Here is an 18,514-nt window from a genome sequence, read left to right as displayed (position 1 = left end):
GGCCACCGGGACAAGGATCGATCCGACCGATCGTTCCGGTGATCCTGGAGGACCACGTTGCGCAAGAGACTGATCGTCTCCGCCGCCAGTGCTGTGAGCCTGTTCCTGGCCGTCCCCGCCTCGGCAGCCGACTTCCAACCCGGCGCGGCCGGGATCGGCGACCCCTACTACCCGACCTACGGCAACGGCGGCTACCGCGTCTCGCACTACGACATCCGGCTGAAGTACCAGCCCGCGACCGACGAGCTGGAGGGCACCACCACCATCCTGGCCACGGCGACCCAGGACCTCTCCCGGTTCGACCTGGACTTCGCGCTGAACGTCTCCGAGGTGCGGGTCAACGGGCGGCCCGCGGCCTTCGCCACCAGCGGCGAGCAGGAGCTGCAGATCACCCCGGCCCGGCCGCTGGCCAAGGGCAGCCAGGCCACCGTGGTGGTCCGCTACAAGGGCGTGCCGTCGACGGTCAAGAAGTACGGCTTCACGGCCTGGCACCGCACCCCGGACGGCGCGGTGGCGGCCGACGAGCCCGAGGCGGCCTGGTGGTGGTTCCCGAGCAACGACCACCCGAGCAACAAGGCCACCTACGACGTCTCGGTGCAGGTGCCGGACGGCAACCAGGTGATCAGCAACGGCGTGCTGACCGGTACCAGCTCGCAAGCCGGCTGGACCCGCTACAGCTGGCGCGAGAACAAGCCCCAGGCGACCTACCTGGCCACCCTCGCCGTCGGCAAGTTCGACATCACCACCGATACCACCGCGAGCGGGCTGCCGGTCTACAACGCGTACAGCAAGGACCTCGGCGAGAACGCGGACGCGGCCCGGGCCAGCGTCGAGCGCACCGGCGAGGTGGTGGACTGGCTGAGCGGCTACTTCGGCGACTACCCGTTCAGCTCGGTCGGCGGCTACGTGCCCAACGTCCCGACCGGCTACGCCCTGGAGACCCAGACCCGGGTCTTCTACAGCCCCAAGCAGTTCGCCAAGGGCACCAACACCTCGGTGGTCGTGCACGAGCTGGCGCACCAGTGGTACGGCGACAGCGTCTCGCTCTCGCGCTGGAGCGACATCTGGCTGAACGAGGGCTTCGCCCGGTACGCCCAGCTGCTCTGGTCCGAGCACGAGAACGAGGGCACCGCGCAGGAGCTGGCCGACTACATCTACGCCTCACACCCGGCCGACGACGCCTTCTGGACCGTCAAGCCGGGAGACCCGGGGCCGGACAACCAGTTCGCCAGCGCCGTGTACGACCGGGGCGCGGTGGCCATCCAGGCGCTGCGCAACACCGTCGGGGACGAGAAGTTCTTCCGGATCCTCAAGGGCTGGCCCACCGAGCGCAAGTACGGCAACGCGACCATCCCGGAGTTCCAGGCGTACGCGGAGAAGGTGTCCGGGCAGAAGCTCGGCGACCTCTTCACCACCTGGCTGTTCACCGCCGCCAAGCCGGCCGTCGGGCCGGTGGCGCCGGGCACCCCGGCGGCGGCCTCGTTGGCGCCGGGTGCGCGGAGCGACGCGGACCGGGGTGACGTCCAGGCGCTGGTGGAGCCGAAGTCCTGGAAGAAGATCCAGGCGACCGACTCCGTCCACGACACGCGGCGTTGACGTTCGGCCCGGTGGTGAGGTGACGGGCGTGGCCCGGCCGGCCGTTCGCGTTCGGGAACGGGAGCGCGAACGGCGGCTCGGCCGGGCTACGCCGCTCCGGAGCCGTCCGCTGCCAGCAGTTCGGTCAGGCGGCGGACGGCGAAGGGTATGAGCTCGCGGACCGGGACCAGCCGGCAGGGCGCGTTGCCGACCAGCACCTCGCGGATGCCCGCCAGCTCCTCGAACTCCCGGCCCACGACCGGGAAGTGGGTGTCGTTGTCGTTGCCCACGTCGGAGGACTCGATCCAGACCCGCTCGCCCTGGATCGCCATCGGGAAGCGGCGGAGCTTCAGTCGGCGGTTCGGCGCGAAGGTCTCCGCGTAGTGCAGGAAGGTGTTGCGGTTGTGGCCCACGCCGACCAGCAGCACGTACCCGCCGAGGTCGTGCAGCGCGCCGAAGGGCGACTCCCGGCCGACGGCGAAGCCCAGCGAGCGGCGGGCCGTCACCTCCCGGGCGTGGGCGCCGACGGCGGCGACCGAGGCCTGCGGGTGGGTGCTGCGCAGGCTCTCCGGCAGGGCGCGCAGTGCCTCGGACACCGCGCCCATCGGTGACGGCAGGTCAGGGTGGAACAGCGGGACGCGGGAACGGAGTTCGGCGATCTCGGGGGTGGGCAGGCCCGCGTGGTCCGGCGCCGGGTCGCAGACCGTGGAGCCGGTGAAGGCGGGCACGGCCACCGTGCCGCCCGGCCCGACGGCCTCGCGCAGACTGGCCACCACGGCCTCGGCCCCGCCCTCGACCCGGCCGAGGCTGGACAGCGAGGAGTGCACGATCAGCGCCATGCCGGGGCGGACGCCGACCCGGCGCCAGCCGTCCACGAGGTCGGCGGTGGTGAGCGGGCTGGTGCCCGGAGTGGTCATGGTCCCCCCTGGTGGCGGTAGTGCTGGGCGTTTCTGGGCGCACTGGGCGTGCTGATGCTGATTCGTACCGGTGTGGCGCGATTGTTCGGGCCCGACCCTAGCGGGTGGCACTGACAATCGGTCAGGAGGGGGGACCCTGCGTCAATCCACCACCGGGCCGGTGGTCATCGGGTGTCCGCCTCCGCGAGGACCAGGGCCTCCTGCTCGGGGGTGAAGCCGTGGCCGAGCGGCGGCTCGCCGCGGCCGCGGTCCCAGGCGAGCACGTCGGCGGCGGTCACCGCGAGCGGGGTGGCGGGCAGCCCGGCCGCGCGGGCCCGGGCCGGGTCACGCTGCTGGCCCGGCCAGAGCGGTTCGGCCCGGACCAGCGGGAAGAACGGCGGCGGGGCGCTCTCCGGCGGCACGGGGACGATCTCGACCTCGGTGCCGGCGACCTCGGCGCAGGTGGTGATCAGCCCGCCGAGGGTGGTCGGTTCGGCCGGGCCGACGGCGTGGAAGGCGCCCGGCCGGCCGTCCTGGAGCAGCCGGAGCACCAGCCGGGCCAGATCGCGCGAGTCGACCACCTGCACGGGCTGCTCGGGGCGCCCGGGCAGCGCGATCCGGCCGCCGCGGGCCGCCCGGCGCACCCAGTAGGTCAGCCCGCGCTGCTCGTCGTACGGCCCGGCCACCTTGCCGGGGCGCACGATCGTCGCCCGGTCGCCGTAGCGGGCGGTGACGTCCTGCTCGCAGGCGACCTTGAGCCGGCCGTACGTCTCCTCGGTCAGCTGCTCGGCCTCGCGCAGCGGCTCGCGGAGCGGGGCGGACTCGTCCGAGCCGGGGGCGAGTCCGTCCCGGCGGTAGACGGCGTGGCTGGAGACGAAGAGGTAGCGGCCGACCCGGTCGCCGAGGGCGGTCATGGCCTGGCCGACCTGGTGGGGGCGGTAGCCGGTGACGTCCACCACGGCGTCCCAGTGGCCCTCGCGCAGGGCGGTGTGGTCGCCGGTGTCGCGGTCGCCGAGGAGGTGGCGGGCCTCGGGGAAGAGGCCGGGGTTGGTCCTGCCGCGGTTGAAGAGGGTGACCTCGGCGCCGCTGCGCAGGGCGTCGGCGGCGATCGCGCGGCCGACGAAGGAGGTACCGCCGAGTACGAGGATCCGCATGGGATCCAGGCTAGGACCTGAGGTCAACCCGATGTGTTCGGCCGGCCGGCGCGCTGTCCTCGGCCGCCCGTCCTCGGCCGCCCGTCGGGGGGCGGCCATCGGTGGGCGGCCGAGGCGGTACGGGCCGGGCGGGGTTCGCCAGCGGTCAGGCCGGGGTGGTGGGAGCCGGCACCCGCGGGCCGGTGGTGGCGGCCTCGGTGAGGATCAGTTCCTCGACGCCGTACAGGAAGCGCTCCATCGCGGGGCGCGGGAGGACGGCCGGGTCGGCGGTCATGGCCAGGCTCAGCGCCTCCGGGGACTGCAGGGCGTCCAGGGCGTAGGTCAGGCCGGGGCGGGGCTCGAACTCCACCGGCCAGCTGAGGGTGGTGCCTCCGTCGCCTGGGTCGGGGGTGGCCGGGAGCAGGTCGCGGGTGTCGTTGAAGACGCAGGAGCGGTCGGCGAGCGGCACGCCCTCGGCGGTGAGCCGCTCGGTCTCGGCGGCCAGGGCGAGCTTGTCGAAGTAGGCGTGCCGGTAGGTGCCGATCGCGGCGGCGTGGGTGCGGCGCACGACCTCGCCGAACTCGGCGGTGGCGTCCGGGAGGTGGAACAGGCCGTCGCCCGCGACCACGCTCACCGCGTTGGCCAGTTCGGGCAGGAAGCGGTTGTTGACCACGACACCGAGCACCGCCTCGGTGCGGCCGGCGAGCCGGGCGGTCATCGCGGCGGTGGCCGCCAGCAGGACCGAGGAGGTGCTCACCCGGTGGGCGGCGGCGACCCGTTCGACCGCGTGGGGGAGGGCCGGGGAGCGCAGCACGGCGTTGGGGAAGCGGGCGGGGGTGTCCTCGGCCGCCCCGGGCTGGGGGAACAGGCGTGGCGGGCCGAGCCGGAGCTTGCGCAGGACCTGCTTGCGGGCCGCCTCGTCGCGGCGCCGGCCGCGTTCGGAGGTCTGGAACCCGGCTTCCTCCAGGGGCTGTTGGGCGGGTGTGCGGAGTCCGGCGAGTTCGGCGGGGGAGGTGCCGAGGCTGAGTGCGGTCAGGTCGGCGATCAGCCGGCTCATCCCCGAGCCGTCGACGGCGGTGTGCGAGAGCACCAGGCTGAGGTGCCGGGCCAGGCCGTCGGCCGTCACCACGCCGACCCGGAGTGGCCAGTGGGCAGCCGTGTCGAAGGGGCGTTCCGCCAGCTCCCGGTGCAGTCGGGCGCCGGCCTCGGCCGGGTCGGCGCCGTCCGCCAGCGGCTCCACCGCGACGGTCAACACCCCGGCCGGGTCGACGACTTGGTCCAGTCCTCCGTCCGGTGCCGGGCGCAGCCGGGTGTGCAGCGAGTCGTGCAGGTGCAGCAGCCGTTCCAGCGCGTCGAGCAGGACGGGCAGGGGCAGGCCGGGCTCCAGCGGGGCGGCGGTGGCGATGTTGTAGCGCGGCGCGTCGGCCGGGGGCAGCCGGCGGACGGCGTCCCAGATGGCCCGTTGGCCCCACGTGGCCGGTCCGGCTCCGGACCGGCCGGACGAGAACGCGATCTCCAGCAGTTGGCGTGTGGTCACCGTGTGGCTCTCCGATGTGCGGTGGGTCGGTGCGTCGGTGCCGGTGCGTTGGGAGCGCGGGTGCTGCTGGGGAGAGTGTGGCGCACCACCGCCGGGGCGTCGAGAGCGCCGACCGGTTCCCGTACCCGTTCCGCCGCCTGGTTCGGCGGGGCCTTCGGGGTGCGGCTCGTTCGCGCTCCTATCCGCAGTCGAGTCGGGCTCAAGCCCGCCGCCCCAGCCTGCTGATGGCCTTCGGGGAACGGCCCGGTGGCCTGACGTCCCTACCGGACTCACCGGATCAACCGGACTCGCCGGACCCAGCGGACCCAGCGGACTGACCGAACTCACCGGACGCAGGCGAAAGGAACGGACTGTGACGCGACGTACGGACGGAGGCCGGCGATGACCCGGCGTGTAGTGATCACCGGAATCGGGGTGCGCGCCCCCGGCGGCCCCGGCACCAAGGCGTTCTGGAACCTGCTGACGGAGGGGCGCACCGCCACCCGGACCATCTCGTTCTTCGACGCCTCGCCGTTCCGCTCGCAGATCGCCGGAGAGGTGGACTTCGACGCCGAGGCCGAGGGGTTCAGCCTCCGGGAGATCCGGCGGATGGACCGGGCCACCCAGTTCGCGGTCGCCTGCACCCGGGACGCGCTGGCCGACAGCGGCCTGGAGACCGACGCGCTCGACCCGCACCGGATCGGCGTCAGCCTGGGCAGCGCCGTCGCCTCCGCGACCAGCCTGGAGGCCGAGTACCTGGTGCTGTCCGACCGGGGCCGGGACTGGAGGATGGACCCGGGCTACCTGTCCCCGCACATGGCGGACTACCTCAGCCCCGGCGTGATGCCCGCCGAGGTCGCCTGGGTGGCCGGGGCGGAGGGCCCGGTGGTGATGACCTCCGACGGCTGCACCTCGGGCCTGGACGCCGTCGGCTACGGCGTCCAGCTGATCCGCGAGGGCACCGTGGACACCGTCGTCGCGGGGGCGGCCGACACCCCGATCTCCCCGATCGTGGTCGCCAGCTTCGACGCGATCAAGGCCACCACCCCCCGCAACGACGACCCCGCGCACGCCTCCCGGCCGTTCGACGGCTCGCGCAACGGCTTCGTGCTCGCCGAGGGGGCCGCGATGTTCGTCCTGGAGGAGTACGAGGCCGCCCGCCGGCGCGGCGCCCACGTCTACGCCGAGATCGGGGGCTTCGCGACCCGCTGCAACGCCTACCACATGACCGGCCTCAAGACGGACGGCCGGGAGATGGCCGAGGCCGTCCGGGCGGCCCTGGACGAGAGCCGGCTGGACCCGACCGCCGTCGACTACGTCAACGCCCACGGCTCCGGCACCAAGCAGAACGACCGCCACGAGACCGCCGCGATCAAGCGCAGCCTCGGCGCCCACGCCTACGGGGTGCCGGTCAGCTCGATCAAGTCGATGATCGGCCACTCGCTGGGTGCGATCGGCTCCATCGAGATCGCGGCCAGCGCCCTGGCCATCGAGCACAACGTCGTCCCGCCGACCGCCAACCTGCACACCCCCGACCCCGAGTGCGACCTGGACTACGTGCCGCTGACGGCCCGGTCCCAGCGGGTGGACGCGGTGCTGTCGGTGGGCAGCGGCTTCGGCGGCTTCCAGAGCGCGATGGTGCTGCACCGGCCCGAGCGGGTGGGCGCATGAGCGAGCGCAGCGAGGTGGGCGCATGCGCCCCGGCGGTGGTCACCGGGATGTCGGTGGTGGCGCCCAACGGCCTGGGCACGGAGGAGTACTGGAAGTCCGTGCTGACCGGCCGCAGCGGCATCGGCGAGCTGGCCCGGTTCGACGTCTCCGGCTACCCGGCCCGGCTGGCCGGGCAGATCCTGGACTTCGCGGCCGAGGAGCACCTGCCCAGCCGACTGCTGCCGCAGACCGACGTGTCGACCCGGTACGCGCTGGTGGCCGCCGACTGGGCGCTGGCCGACGCCGGGATCGCGCCGGGCAGCCTGGCCGACTACGACATGGGCGTGGTGACGTCCACCGGGCAGGGCGGGTTCGAGTTCACCCACCGGGAGTTCCGCAAACTCTGGCACCAGGGGCCGCAGTTCGTCAGCGTCTACGAGTCCTTCGCCTGGTTCTACGCGGTCAACACCGGGCAGATCTCGATCCGGCACGCGATGCGCGGCCCGAGCGCCGCCCTGGTCGCCGAGCAGGCGGGCGGACTGGACGCCGTCGGCCACGCCCGCCGCACGGTGCGCCGGGGCACCCCGCTGGTGCTCAGCGGGGGCGTGGACTCCGCCTTCGACCCGTGGGGCTGGCTCTCCCAGTTCGCCACCGGCCGGGTCACCACGGCGGAGGACCCGGACGCCGCCTACCTGCCCTTCGACGCCGCCGCGAGCGGGCACGTGCCCGGTGAGGGTGGTGCGCTGCTGGTGGTCGAGGACGCCGAGTCCGCCCGGCGGCGCGGCGCGCGGCAGGTCTACGGGCAGATCGCCGGCTACGCCTCCACCTTCGACCCCCGGCCCGGCACCGGCCGCCCGCCGGGACTGCGCCGGGCCGCCGAACTCGCCCTGGCCGACGCCGGACTGACGCCCGCCGACATCGACGTGGTGTTCGCGGACGCGGCCGGGGTGCCGGAACTGGACCGGGCCGAGGCGGAGGCGATCAGCGGACTGTTCGGCCCGCGCGGCGTGCCGGTGACGGCACCCAAGGCGCTCACCGGGCGGATGGCCGCCGGCGGCGGGCCGGCCGACCTGGTCACCGCCCTGCTGTCGATCCGCGACCGGGTGATCCCGGGGACCGCCAACACCGGCCGGGTGCCCGAGGAGTACGGCCTCGACCTGGTCACCGGCGGGCCGCGCTCCGGGGAGGTGCGGGCCGCGCTGGTCCTGGCGCGCGGGCGCTGGGGCTTCAACTCGGCGGTGGTGGCGACCGCCGCGGCGGCCTGAGCGGACCGCCGCACGACGTACGACCGCATGACCGCATGACCGCATGACCGTACGACCACATGGCTGGATGACTGGATGGCGGCGCGACCGCCCGACCGCGCGACTGCTTGACGAAGACGGAAGACGACAGAGGAGACCACCATGGCAGAGCTGGACATCGACGACATCCGCCGGATCCTGGTCGCCTGCGCGGGCGCGCAGGACGGCATCGACCTGAGCGGGGACATCCTCGACACCTCCTTCTCGGACCTCGGCTACGACTCGCTCGCGCTGATGGAGAGCGCGGCCCGGATCGAGCGCGAGTACGGCATCGAGCTGCCGGAGGACCGGATCGGTGACGTCGGCACCCCGCGGGACCTGATCGCGCTGGCGCACGCGGCCCCGGCGGCCGTCCGGTGAGCGGCGAGCGGCGGCTGCTGCGCACCGAGCACACCCGGGTCGTCCGGGCGGCGCCCGAGACGCTCTACGACCTGGCCGCGGACGTCACGCTGTGGCCCGCCGTCTTCGGGCCGAGCGTCCATGTGCACCACCTGGAGCGCGGCCCCGGCTTCGAGCGGTTCGAGCTGTGGGCGCTGGTCAACGGCGCGGTGAGCAGCTGGGTTTCGCGGCGCGCGCTCGACCCGGAGCGCCGCTCGATCAGCTTCGAGCAGGAGCGCAGCCGGGCGCCGATCGCTTCGATGGGCGGCGAGTGGCTGTTCCGCGACCTCGGCGACGGCCGTACCGAGGTGGTGCTGCGGCACCACTTCACCGCCGTCGACGACGACGCCGCGACGATCGACTGGATCACCGAGGCGCTGGACCGCAACAGCCCCGAGGAACTGGCGGCGCTGGCCCGGATCACCGAGACCGGGCACCCGCTGCGGGACCTGGTGTTCTCCTTCGTGGACACCCTGCCGCTCGACGGCGGGCCGGAGGCGGCCTACCGCTTCGTGGACCGGGCCGACCTGTGGGCGGAGCGGCTGCCGCACGTGGCGCGCGTGGTGCTGGCCGAACCGGCACCGGGCGTCCAGGAGTTGGAGATGGACACGGTGACCGCGGACGGCTCGGCGCACACCACCCGCTCGGTGCGGGTGTGCCGGGAGCCGGAGTGGATCGCCTACAAGCAACTCCTGCCCCCGCAGCTGCTGTTCGGCCACAGCGGGCTGTGGACCTTCGGCACCGGGCCGGACGGGCCGGTGGCCACCGCGCGGCACACGGTGGCGGTGAACCCCGGCGCGGTGGAGCCGGTCCTCGGGGCCGGCCGCACGGTGGCCGACGCCCGGGAGTACGTCCGGGAGGCGCTCGGGCGCAACAGCCTCACCACGCTGTCGTACGCGACGCGGCGGGTGGCGCGCTCCTGAGCCGCGGTGGACGGGCCTGGCGACACGGAACGGGAGGGCGGCTGACCGCCCTCCCGTTGCGCTGTGCCGGTCGGGCCGCTGGTCAGCCGATCAGGACCCGGGCGAGGACGGCCGAGCGGTCGGGGTGCCCGGTGACGACGCCGCTCATGCCCTTGGCGGCCTGCTCCCAGCGGTAGCTCCAGCCGGGGGCGTCGAAGCCGGTGCCGCCGAGGGCGAACTCGACCGCGCCGCCGGGGCCGGCGGTGGCCGTCCAGGCCACTCCGGGGAGGGTGAACCACTCGCCCGGGACGACCGGTCCGGGGGCGCACAGCGTCAGCAGGCCGCCGTCGTCGCCGTCGGCGCGGGCCTCGGCCGGTACCGTCCCGGCGTCGGCGAGCAGCCGGTGCCGGGCGGTCAGGGCGCCGGCCGGCGGGCGGAAGGCGATCCGCAGGTCCCACACCCGGCTGCTGAACTTGGGGCTGAACAGCAGGGGGTGGGGCCGGACGGTGACCTCGAAGGGTGCGCCGGCCGGGACCGCCGCCGGGGCGGTGACGTCGAAGCCGAGGGTGTACGGGATGGTGTGGGTGTCCTCGGCCGGTTCGGTGGAGACCTGGCAGGTCAGCGAGAGCGTCACCGGGGCCGTCAGGGTGGCCGTCATGGCTCAGGCCCCCCGCTCGGATATGACCAGCCCGCCGGCGCCCGTGCCGGTGCGCTCGCTGAGCTCGGCGCCCCGGCCGTAGCGCAGGTGCAGCTCGTCCATGGTCGGCGCGTCCAGGGCGCGCCAGCCGTGGCCGGCCAGCCAGCCGGGCGGGTCGGGCTGGGTGGAGCGCCACTGGGCGCCGATCGAGGACTGCATCTTCCGGAAGCCGCTGACGTCGCCCTTGTAGGTGGTGGTGGGGTTGACGTGTTCGACGGCCAGCCGGCTGGTGGGCGCGGAGAGCGCGCCGACCCGCTCGACCAGCAGGTCGTTGTCGGCGGAGGTCAGATAGGGCAGCAGGCCCTCGGCGAGCCAGGCGGTCGGGGCCTCGGGGCGGAACCCGGCGGCGGTGAGGGCGGGCGCCCAGTCCTCGCGCAGGTCGGCCGGGACGACGGTGCGGGTGCTGCCGGCCGGCGCGGTGGCCCGGCCGAGCACCGCCTCCTTGAACTCCAGCACCTCGGGGAGGTCGAGTTCGAACACGGTGGTCCCGGCGGGCCAGTCCAGCCGCAGCGCCCGGGTGTCCAGGCCGGCCGCGAGCAGCACCACCTGGCCGAGGCCGGCCCGGGCGGCGGCCAGCAGGTAGTCGTCGAACAGCGCGGTGCGCAGGGCGATGTAGCTGCCGAAGGTGCGCATGCTGCTGACCGCCTCGGCGCCGACGGCGTCCACGAAGGCCCGGGCGTAGGGGTCGTCGAAGAGCCGGTCGCGGCGGAGGCTCTCCTGTGCGCGGGCCACCGCCACACCGAGGGCGGTCAGGCCCACGCTCCGCGGCAGCCGGGGCCGGCCGGTGTCCGCCGGGGTCGGATCGAGCTCGCTCATCCTGTGGTTCCTCTCTCACACGCGGCGCGGTGCCGCTGGCCCGTTTGTCCCAGGTGCCGCTCGACTTCCGCTGGATTACTCCCGGCGGTTCGAGCGAAGTACCGTGACTCCAGCAGGATTTGAGTGTTCGTCAAGTGATTCCACGGGAAGCTTGGCCGCGCACGTCGTGACCAGGCTCCGCAGAAGGAGGTCGTTGTCGGTGACCGGTGTCCAGCAGCAGAAGGTGCGGTCGGCCGTCGTCCGCAGTCCGGGGGCGGAGCGGCGGTTGCGGGTCGGCGGGGACCTGCCCTACTTCGACGATCCGGTCGAACTCCGGGACTACGTCCAGGCGTTCGAGGACCTCGGGTACGACCACCTCGGCTTCGGCGAGCACGTGGTCTCGGCCCGGACGGACGACTGGCCCTCGGAGATCTCGCCGTGCGCGCCGTGGCACGAGTCCTTCGTCCAGGCCGCCTACCTGGCGGCGATCACCTCCCGGGTGGAACTGACCGCCTCGGTGCTGCTCCCGCAGCGGCCGGTCGCGCTCGCCGCCAAGCAGGCGGCCGAGGTCGACCTGCTGAGCGGCGGGCGGCTGCGGCTGTCCGTGAGCGTGGGCTGGAACCGGGACGAGGTGCGGGCGTTGGGCGTGGACCCGGCCGTCCGCGGCCGGCTGATCGAGGAGCAGATCGAGGCGATGCGCCGGCTCTGGGAGGAGCCGTTCGTCAACTACCCCGGCCAGTACGTGCGGTTGAGCGAGGTCGCGCTCAACCCCCGGCCGCGGCGGCCGCTGCCGGTGTGGATGGGTGGTGGCTCCTTCGCCGACGGCGGGGTGCCGCAGCCGGCCGTGCTGGACCGGATGGCCCGACTGGCGGACGGGTTCCGGATGTTCGGCCCGCTGATGCGGGACACCGGCGCCGGGATGAAGGTCGTGCGGCGGCTGCGCGAGCTGGTCGCCGGCTACGGCCGGGACGCGGACGCCTTCGGGATCGAGGCGCGGATCCCGCTCCAGCTCGTCCCCGAGCAGGAGTGGGCCCCGCGCCTGGCCGACTGGCGGGAGGCCGGGGCCAGCCACGTCACGCTGTCCAACCGCCGTGGCGCGGGCGGCGTCCAGGCGGAGATCACCCGGCTGGCGCGGTTCGCGGAGCTGACCCGCGAGGCCTGGTGAGGTCCTGACGCCTCGGCGGCCCCCCGGTGTCCGCTACCGGGGGGCCGGCGGTACGTCGCGGGCCTCGACCCCCGGGGCGTCCGGGTCGAGGTTCCAGGTGATCACCCGGGCGGGGTGGATGCGGATCAGCTCGCCGCTGAAGTACGGGTTCGCCGGCGTCTCGTCGTAGCGGGCCTCGGCGCGGCCGCGGATCTCGATGCCCCGGCCGCGGAAGGGCGAGCGGGTGCTGCCCTCGGGCGCGTAGTCGTCCACGACGAGGGAGACCAGCGGGTTGGCCGCCACGTTGCGGAACTTGCGACTGGCGGCGAGCTTGGGGCCGCCGATGTCGATGGCGCCGGTGGCGGGGTCGACCGAGAAGCCGACCGGCCGGTTCTGCGGCTCGCCGGCGGGGCCGACGGTGGCCAGCCGGCCGTGGCTCTGGGAGGCCAGGTAGCGCAGTTCGGTCTCGCTGAACGGATTGGTCGTCATCACGGCGTCCGATCGTCGGGTTCGGGGGGCGTGGCGGTCTCGGTGCTGGTGCTGGCGCCGGCGCTGGTGCCGGTGTCGCCCTCGGCCTGAGCCGGGTCGCCGAGGTGGCGGATCAGCCGGCGTAGCTGCTCGCCGTAGTAGCGCTCGAACTCCGGGTCGTCCGGGGCCAGGCCGGCGACCTCCCGGGCGGTCTGCGGGAGCATCACGGGGGCGAGGATCATGCCCATCACGGCGAGCCGGACGAACCCCGGGTCGAGGTCGGCGGCGATCTCCCCGCGGGCCTGGGCCCGGCGCAGGTTGGCGAGGTCCTGGGCGAGGGTGGCGTCCTCGTGGACCTCGTCGGCGGCCGATCCGTCGCCGGTCAGGCCGCGCCAGACCATCAGCCGGGCCGGCCTCGGGTCGGCGAGCCCCGCCCGGAGGTAGCGGGCGGCGACCTCCTCCAGTGGCAGGTCGGGATCGGCGAAGACGGCCTCGCTCTCCGTCCAGCTGCGCTGCAGCTCGCGGTAGAGCCCCTCCTTCCCCCCGAAGTAGTAGTTGATCAGCTGCTTGTTGACGCCCGCGTTGGTCGCGATGTCCTGGACGCGGGCGCCGGCGAAGCCCTTCGTGGCGAACTCGTCGAGTGCGGCGCTCAACAGGGCCTGTCGGGAGCGGTCGGCGTCCCGCTGCCGCTCCTCGGGGGTGGGGGACCGTCGGGGATGCCGCCGCTTGCTCTCCACCTCGGTCGATGACTCGCTCATGGCGGCAGTCTACACCGGCATCACCCCTACGTGTGACTGCATCATCTGGGTAGGCGAGATAGTCATCCAGTTGGTTGACAGAACCGAACCACTGGCTGAGACTGCTGCTGTGAAAGCATCCAAGAACGCCTCAGCGCCCGTGGTGGAGAATCCGGGACTGACGCCGGAGACCCGGCGGGTAGTCGTCGTCGTGCTGGTCGGCGCCGTCCTGGCCTTCCTCGACGCCACGATCGTCAACGTCGCCCTCAAGACCCTCACCACCGAGCTGGACGCCACCCTCGACGCCGTCCAGTGGGTGGTCACCGCCTACCTGCTGGCCCAGGCCGCCGTCCTGCCGGTGACCGGCTGGGCCGCCCGCCGGGTCGGCGCCCGGCGCCTGTACATCGCCTCACTGCTGCTCTTCACCCTGGCCTCGGTCGCCTGCGGCCTGGTCGACAACGTGGGCGCGCTGATCGCCGCCCGCGCCGTCCAGGGCATCGGCGGCGGCATGATGATCCCCGCCGGGCAGATGATCCTGGTGCGCACCGCCGGCCAGGCCGGCCTGGCCCGGGTCATGGGCGCGGTCGGCATCCCGATGGTGCTGACCCCGGTCGTCGGGCCCACCATCGGCGGCCTGCTGGTCGACCACGCGGGCTGGCAGTGGATCTTCCTGATCAACGCGCCGCTCGGGGCGATCGGCCTCTTCCTGGCCGCCCGGCTGCTCCCCCCGGACCCGGTCGGCGAGGAGGCCGGACCGCTCGACCTGCCCGGACTCCTGCTGGTCGGCCTCGGCATGGTCGGCATCACCTACGGCCTGTCCGAAGCCGGCAGCGCGGGCCTGACCTCGGCCAAGGTCCTGATCCCGCTGCTGGCCGGCCTGGTGCTCACCGGCGGGTTCGTGCTGCGCTCACTGCGGGTGCCGCACCCGCTGCTGGACATGCGGCTCTACCGCAGCCGGCTGTTCAGCTCGGCGTCCTTCGTCACCTTCGTGTTCGGCGCCGCCACCTACGGCGGCATGATCCTGATGCCGCTCTTCTACCAGGTGGTCAGGCACGAGGACGCCTCGCACACCGGCCTGCTGCTCGCCCCGCAGGGCCTCGGTGCGGCGGTCGCGATGGGCATGTCCAGCCGGCTGTTCGAGAAGATCGGCAGCGTCACCTGTGTGATCGGCGCGGCGGTCAGCGTGGTCGCCACCCTGCCCTTCGTGCTGATCTCCGACGGCACCTCGTACTGGGTGCTCGGCGTGGCGATGGTGGTCCGCGGCCTCGGCATCGGACTGTCCGTGATGCCCGCCATGACCGCGGCCTTCCGCGCCATCGACCCGGACAAGATCAACGACGCCACCCCGCAGCTCAACGTCATGCAGCGGATCGGCGGCTCGGTCGGCACCGCGGTCTTCGTGGTGGTGCTCCAGCAGCACCTCGCCGGCGAGACCGAGCCCGCCGCCCAGGCCGCCGCCTTCGGCGACACCTTCTGGTGGGTCTTCGGCGCCGCGGTGCTGGCCGTGCTGCCGACCCTGCTGATGGCGGCCGTCGAACGCCGCCACCAGCAGGACCAGCCGCCCGGCGAACCCTCGTCCCCGCAACTCGTGGACGAGGGCGAGCCGGCCTGAGACCACCGTCAGGCGCGCTCCGGGGTCGGGGCCCCCGCCTTCTCCGGGCGCGCCGGACGGGGGGCCGCGGTCCCGGGCTTCCGGGCCCGGGACCAGCGGCGCATCATCGGCTGCTCGACCAGCGTGTACAGCAGCCAGGCGGCCAGCAGGCTGGCCGCGAGGAACGGCAGGCTCAGCGCCGTCGCCTCCAGCGCCGACATCCGCATCCCGATCCCGAGCGCCTTGGCGCCGTACGTGATCACCAGCTGGTGGACCATGTAGAGCGCGAAGGACACCTCGCCCAGCCACAGCGCCACCCGGCCGCTCAGGAACGAGCGCCGGCCCTCCAGATCGGCCACCGCGCCGGCCGGGATGAGCAGCGCCAGCGGCACGATCGTCAGCGCGGCCGTGCCGAACTGACCCGGCGCGTACAGCGCCCCGGCGTACCCGGCCAGGAACAGCAGCCCGGCGGGCAGCAGGCCGATCCGCGGCCACCCCCCGGCCAGCACGATCCGGGCCAGCAGCATCCCGAGGACGAACTCGAAGGCCCGCATCACCGGGAAGAAGTAGACGAACCACAGCTGGTCGACGGAGTAGTCCATCCGCGGCGAGATGTGCGGACCACCCGACAGCAGCAGCGCCGAGACGGCCGGCACGCAGAACACCGCCAGCACCGCACCGCCCGCCCACCACCACAGCCGCCCGGCCCGGATCCGGCCGACCGACGGCAGCAGCAGCGGGAACAGCAGGTAGAACAGCGCCTCGCAGCACAGCGACCAGCTCACCTGGTTGATCCCGGTGAGCACGTCGAAACGCGGGATCCAGGACTGCACCAGCAGCAGGTTCGGCACCAACTGGCCCGCGGTGAAGGCCTCCCCGCAGACCAGCATCAGGACCACCGCCGCCACCGCCGTCACCAGGTGGTTGGGGTAGATCTTGCACAGCCGGCGGCGCCAGAAGGCCCGGGCCGGCTCACCCGGCCGGGCCGACCAGGTGAGCACGAAGCCGCTGAGGACGAAGAAGAACGACACGCCCGTCGACCCGGCGGCGCTCCACCAGAAGCCCGCGCCGGTGCCGGAGGTCCAACTGCTCGGCAGGAAACGGAAGAAGGCGTGCGAGAAGAAGACCATCCCGGAGGCGAGGAACCGCATCCCGGTGAGGGTCGGCAGGTTCGGACGTCGGGGCGCCGTCGTCGCGGCGCCGGGTGTCAGGGCGCTCATCGCCGGGCGGTCCTAGCCGGCCTGCGGCGCCCAGCCGCTGCGGCGCAGCAGCTCGGCGAAGGTCAGCAGACCCGGGTGGGCGGCCCGCAGCGCCGGGATGTCCGCCCGGTAGCCGATCTCGTTGAACCACTCGAAGGTCTTCGCCATCCAGACGTCCTTCCTGGCCAACTCCTCCAGCGGGATGGCCTCGTAGCGGGCCGGGCGGCCGGTGTGCGCGGCGAAGGCGGCCGCGATCTCCGGGCCGGTCAGGGCCTCGCCGGCGATCTCCACGTTCCGGCCGACGAAGGCGTCAGGGGCCTCGAAGGCGTCGGCCACGAAGTAGCCGATGTCCTGGGAGGCCAGCACCTGGAGCTTGGTCTCCGGGTACAGCCCGCGGCGGAACACCAGGGTGCCGTCCGGCTCCGGCTCCGGCGGCAGGTCCAGGAAGTTCTCCATGAAGTAGACCGGCCGCAGGAAGGTCGTCGGCAGCTGCGCCGAGCGGATCGCCTGCTCCGCGCGGAGCTTGGTCTCCCGCCAGCCGACCCCGCCGGGCTTCTCCACCCCGCCGACCGAGCTGTGCACCAGGTGCGCGACGCCCGCCCGGGCGGCCTCCTCGGCGAACAGCGCCGCGTGCCGCTCCTCACCGTCCAGGCCGTTGCCGTGGGTCGGGGTGAAGACGGTGAACAGGCCGTGCGCTCCCCGCAGCGCCGCCCGGACAGCGTCCCGGTCGTCGAACTCGCCGCGCACCAACACGGCTCCCTTGGCCGCGAGTTCACGGGCGGCCGGCTTCTCCGGATCGCGGACCAGGACGTGCACCCCCCAGCCCCGGTCCAGCAGGTGCCGGGCGGCGCTGCCACCCTGGCGACCGGTCGCGCCCAGCACCAGAACCCACTTGTCGTCCGCTGCCACGTCCCACTCCTTCGCTAGCCCGTCGTGACGGCCGCGGACGGCACGGGCGTGCCCCGCGGCCGGGCCCCCTCTGTCGGATCGTGCCGGGCGCGCACTGGGGGCACCTCCCGGCCGAAGGCTGGGGGAGCCGCGCGCTGATCCGACAAGATCCGAAAGCGAGGACCCGGGCCTCAGCGTGGTGGGGGCGGCTCGAATCCGGCTCGAATCCATGGCCGCCGCCGGGGCCCGGCCGACCTGTGGGGGGACCGTACGGCGGGTGCGGTGTCCAGCCGCCCTCCAGCGCGGTTCGAGACGGTCGACGGAGCCTGACGCGCAACAGTGCGGCGATCCACGAGCAACGCTCCACACGTGCGAGAAGGGCGACCCATGGCACACCTACCCCGGCTCATCAGTCGACTGTCCCGGCCGTTGCTGGCGACCAGCTTCATCGTGGGCGGCTACGGCGTGCTCCGCGCGCCCGGCCCGCTGCCCGAACTCGCCCGGCAGCGCGGGGTGCCGTACCCCGAGGCCGCGACCCGGGCGACCGCCGCGGGCATGATCGCGGGCGGGGTGGCCCTGGGCACCGGGCTCGCGCCGGTGGCCGGCGGCGCCCTGCTGGTCGCCTGCCTGGTACCGACCACGGTCGCCGTGCACGGGTTCTGGCGCCAGCCGGACCCGGCGCGGCGGCGGGCCCAGCGCAACGAGTTCCTCAAGAACGTCAGCCTGCTGGGCGGGCTGGTGATCGCGGCCGTGGACGCCCGGTCGACCCACCCGGCGCCGCCCGTGACCCTGGAAGGAGCCTGAGATGGCCGACACCCGACTGCCGCTCCCCGGCGGCGCGTTGGACCTCGTACCGGTCGCCGCCAAGCACGCGGCCGACGCGGACCAGCAGCGACGGCTCCACCCCGACGTGGTGCACGGCGTGGTCGCGGCCGGGTTCGCCCGGCACTTCGTGCCCGAGCGCTGGGGCGGCGACGCCGGCGGCTTCGCCGACCTGCTGGCGGCGGTGGCGACCGTGGGGGAGGGCTGCACCTCGGCCGCCTGGGTGGCGGCGCTCACCGCCACCGTGCCCCGGATGGCCGCGCACCTGCCGCTCGCCGGGCAGCGGGAGATCTGGGCGGACGGCCCGGACACCCTGCTGGTCGGCGCGCTGATGCCGCTGGGCCGGGCCGAACGGGCGCCCGGCGGCTGGCGGTTGACCGGCACGTGGTCCTTCGTGAGCGCCGTCGAGTTCGCCGACTGGGCGCTGGTCTGCGGCCAGACCCCGGGGGAGGACGGTGGCCGGGTGGCCCGCTACTTCGCGGTGCGGCGGGGGGACTTCCAGGTGCAGGACACCTGGTTCACGGTCGGCATGCGGGGCACCGGCAGCAACACCCTGACGGTGGCGGACGTGTTCGTGCCGGACCAGCGGGTCTGCACCCGCGCGGCGGTGCTCGACGGCGAGTGCCCCGGGGCCGTCGACGGCTGCACCCGGGTGCCGCTCAAGGCCGTCAACGGGCTGTCCTTCGCGGCCCCGGTGCTCGGCGCGGCCCGCGCGCTGCTCGCCGGCTGGGCCGACTGGGCCGCGCCGAAGATCGCCGGCACCGGCGGCGGGGACCCTTCGCTGGCCGACAACGCCGCCCGCCACCAGGTGCTCGCCCG

Annotated in this window: 18 protein-coding genes; 9 read left to right on the top strand and 9 right to left on the bottom strand. The window is 74.0% G+C overall.

The features are described from left to right. Positions 1-57: 57 nt before the first annotated feature. The gene (locus tag BG452_RS38780) at positions 58-1,596 is read left to right on the top strand and encodes a M1 family metallopeptidase (protein ID WP_188309036.1); all 1,539 of its coding nucleotides are present in this window, start codon (positions 58-60) and stop codon (positions 1,594-1,596) included. An 86-nt stretch (positions 1,597-1,682) separates the two neighbouring features. On the opposite strand, the gene BG452_RS38775 is transcribed toward BG452_RS38780, so the two are convergent. From BG452_RS38775 to BG452_RS38765, 3 genes are all read right to left on the bottom strand, one after another. Then, on the bottom strand, positions 1,683-2,492 hold the full coding sequence (locus tag BG452_RS38775) for an aminoglycoside N(3)-acetyltransferase (protein ID WP_188309035.1): 810 nt from the start codon (positions 2,490-2,492) through the stop codon (positions 1,683-1,685). Positions 2,493-2,656: 164 nt separating this feature from the next. Next, positions 2,657-3,625 carry an NAD-dependent epimerase/dehydratase family protein gene (locus BG452_RS38770; protein WP_188309034.1) on the bottom strand — a complete coding sequence of 323 codons (969 nt, stop codon included), beginning with the start codon at positions 3,623-3,625 and terminating at the stop codon, positions 2,657-2,659. 145 nt (positions 3,626-3,770) lie between these two features. Beyond that, the gene (locus tag BG452_RS38765) at positions 3,771-5,141 is read right to left on the bottom strand and encodes a condensation domain-containing protein (protein ID WP_188309033.1); all 1,371 of its coding nucleotides are present in this window, start codon (positions 5,139-5,141) and stop codon (positions 3,771-3,773) included. A gap of 381 nt (positions 5,142-5,522) precedes the next feature. Between BG452_RS38765 and BG452_RS38760 the strand changes: the two genes are divergently transcribed. From BG452_RS38760 to BG452_RS38745, 4 genes are all read left to right on the top strand, one after another. After that, positions 5,523-6,791, top strand: a complete 1,269-nt coding sequence (locus BG452_RS38760; protein ID WP_188309032.1) for a beta-ketoacyl-[acyl-carrier-protein] synthase family protein — start codon at positions 5,523-5,525, stop codon at positions 6,789-6,791. Further along, positions 6,788-8,035: a ketosynthase chain-length factor gene (locus BG452_RS38755; RefSeq protein WP_188309031.1), complete on the top strand. Its 1,248-nt coding sequence runs from the start codon at positions 6,788-6,790 to the stop codon at positions 8,033-8,035. The genes BG452_RS38760 and BG452_RS38755 overlap by 4 nt, the downstream gene beginning before the upstream one ends. Before the next feature lie 141 nt (positions 8,036-8,176). Continuing rightward, a complete protein-coding gene (locus BG452_RS38750) occupies positions 8,177-8,434 on the top strand; it encodes an acyl carrier protein (RefSeq protein WP_188309030.1) in 258 nt (85 codons plus the stop codon). Further along, positions 8,431-9,375 (top strand): aromatase/cyclase, encoded by a 945-nt coding sequence (locus BG452_RS38745; protein ID WP_317621429.1) that lies wholly within the window; start codon positions 8,431-8,433, stop codon positions 9,373-9,375. The genes BG452_RS38750 and BG452_RS38745 overlap by 4 nt, the downstream gene beginning before the upstream one ends. An 82-nt stretch (positions 9,376-9,457) precedes the next feature. On the opposite strand, the gene BG452_RS38740 is transcribed toward BG452_RS38745, so the two are convergent. Continuing rightward, on the bottom strand, positions 9,458-10,012 hold the full coding sequence (locus BG452_RS38740; protein WP_188309029.1) for a hypothetical protein: 555 nt from the start codon (positions 10,010-10,012) through the stop codon (positions 9,458-9,460). Between the two features lie 3 nt (positions 10,013-10,015). Further along, a complete protein-coding gene (locus BG452_RS38735; RefSeq protein WP_188309028.1) occupies positions 10,016-10,867 on the bottom strand; it encodes an SAM-dependent methyltransferase in 852 nt (283 codons plus the stop codon). A 199-nt stretch (positions 10,868-11,066) separates the two neighbouring features. On the opposite strand from BG452_RS38735, the gene BG452_RS38730 reads away from it, so the two are divergent. Further along, the gene (locus BG452_RS38730) at positions 11,067-12,011 is read left to right on the top strand and encodes a TIGR03619 family F420-dependent LLM class oxidoreductase (protein ID WP_188309027.1); all 945 of its coding nucleotides are present in this window, start codon (positions 11,067-11,069) and stop codon (positions 12,009-12,011) included. Between the two features lie 33 nt (positions 12,012-12,044). On the opposite strand, the gene BG452_RS38725 is transcribed toward BG452_RS38730, so the two are convergent. Continuing rightward, positions 12,045-12,479, bottom strand: a complete 435-nt coding sequence (locus BG452_RS38725; RefSeq protein ID WP_188309026.1) for a PPOX class F420-dependent oxidoreductase — start codon at positions 12,477-12,479, stop codon at positions 12,045-12,047. Continuing rightward, positions 12,479-13,216, bottom strand: coding sequence for a TetR family transcriptional regulator (locus tag BG452_RS38720; RefSeq protein WP_188309025.1), 738 nt, complete (start codon positions 13,214-13,216; stop codon positions 12,479-12,481). The genes BG452_RS38725 and BG452_RS38720 overlap by 1 nt, the downstream gene beginning before the upstream one ends. A gap of 109 nt (positions 13,217-13,325) precedes the next feature. Here BG452_RS38720 and BG452_RS38715 point away from each other — a divergent pair, with 109 nt between their 5' ends. After that, positions 13,326-14,807 (top strand): MDR family MFS transporter, encoded by a 1,482-nt coding sequence (locus tag BG452_RS38715; RefSeq protein ID WP_317621428.1) that lies wholly within the window; start codon positions 13,326-13,328, stop codon positions 14,805-14,807. Positions 14,808-14,815: 8 nt separating this feature from the next. Here BG452_RS38715 and BG452_RS38710 read toward each other — a convergent pair whose 3' ends face one another. Both BG452_RS38710 and BG452_RS38705 read right to left on the bottom strand, forming a co-directional pair. Further along, positions 14,816-16,006, bottom strand: coding sequence for an acyltransferase family protein (locus tag BG452_RS38710; protein WP_223243370.1), 1,191 nt, complete (start codon positions 16,004-16,006; stop codon positions 14,816-14,818). Between the two features lie 12 nt (positions 16,007-16,018). Then, positions 16,019-16,894, bottom strand: coding sequence for an NmrA/HSCARG family protein (locus tag BG452_RS38705; protein WP_317621427.1), 876 nt, complete (start codon positions 16,892-16,894; stop codon positions 16,019-16,021). Between the two features lie 366 nt (positions 16,895-17,260). Between BG452_RS38705 and BG452_RS38700 the strand changes: the two genes are divergently transcribed. Together BG452_RS38700 and BG452_RS38695 are read left to right on the top strand one after the other, a co-directional pair. After that, a complete protein-coding gene (locus tag BG452_RS38700) occupies positions 17,261-17,677 on the top strand; it encodes a DoxX family protein (RefSeq protein ID WP_188309022.1) in 417 nt (138 codons plus the stop codon). A 1-nt stretch (position 17,678) separates the two neighbouring features. Then, a partial coding sequence (locus BG452_RS38695) for an acyl-CoA dehydrogenase family protein (RefSeq protein ID WP_188309021.1) occupies positions 17,679-18,514 on the top strand: 836 nt, incomplete at its 3' end.

This window comes from Streptomyces sp. CBMA123 (genome assembly GCF_014596465.1).
Classification (GTDB): Bacteria; Actinomycetota; Actinomycetes; order Streptomycetales; family Streptomycetaceae; genus Kitasatospora.
This window is presented reverse-complemented; position numbering and strand designations above follow the sequence as displayed.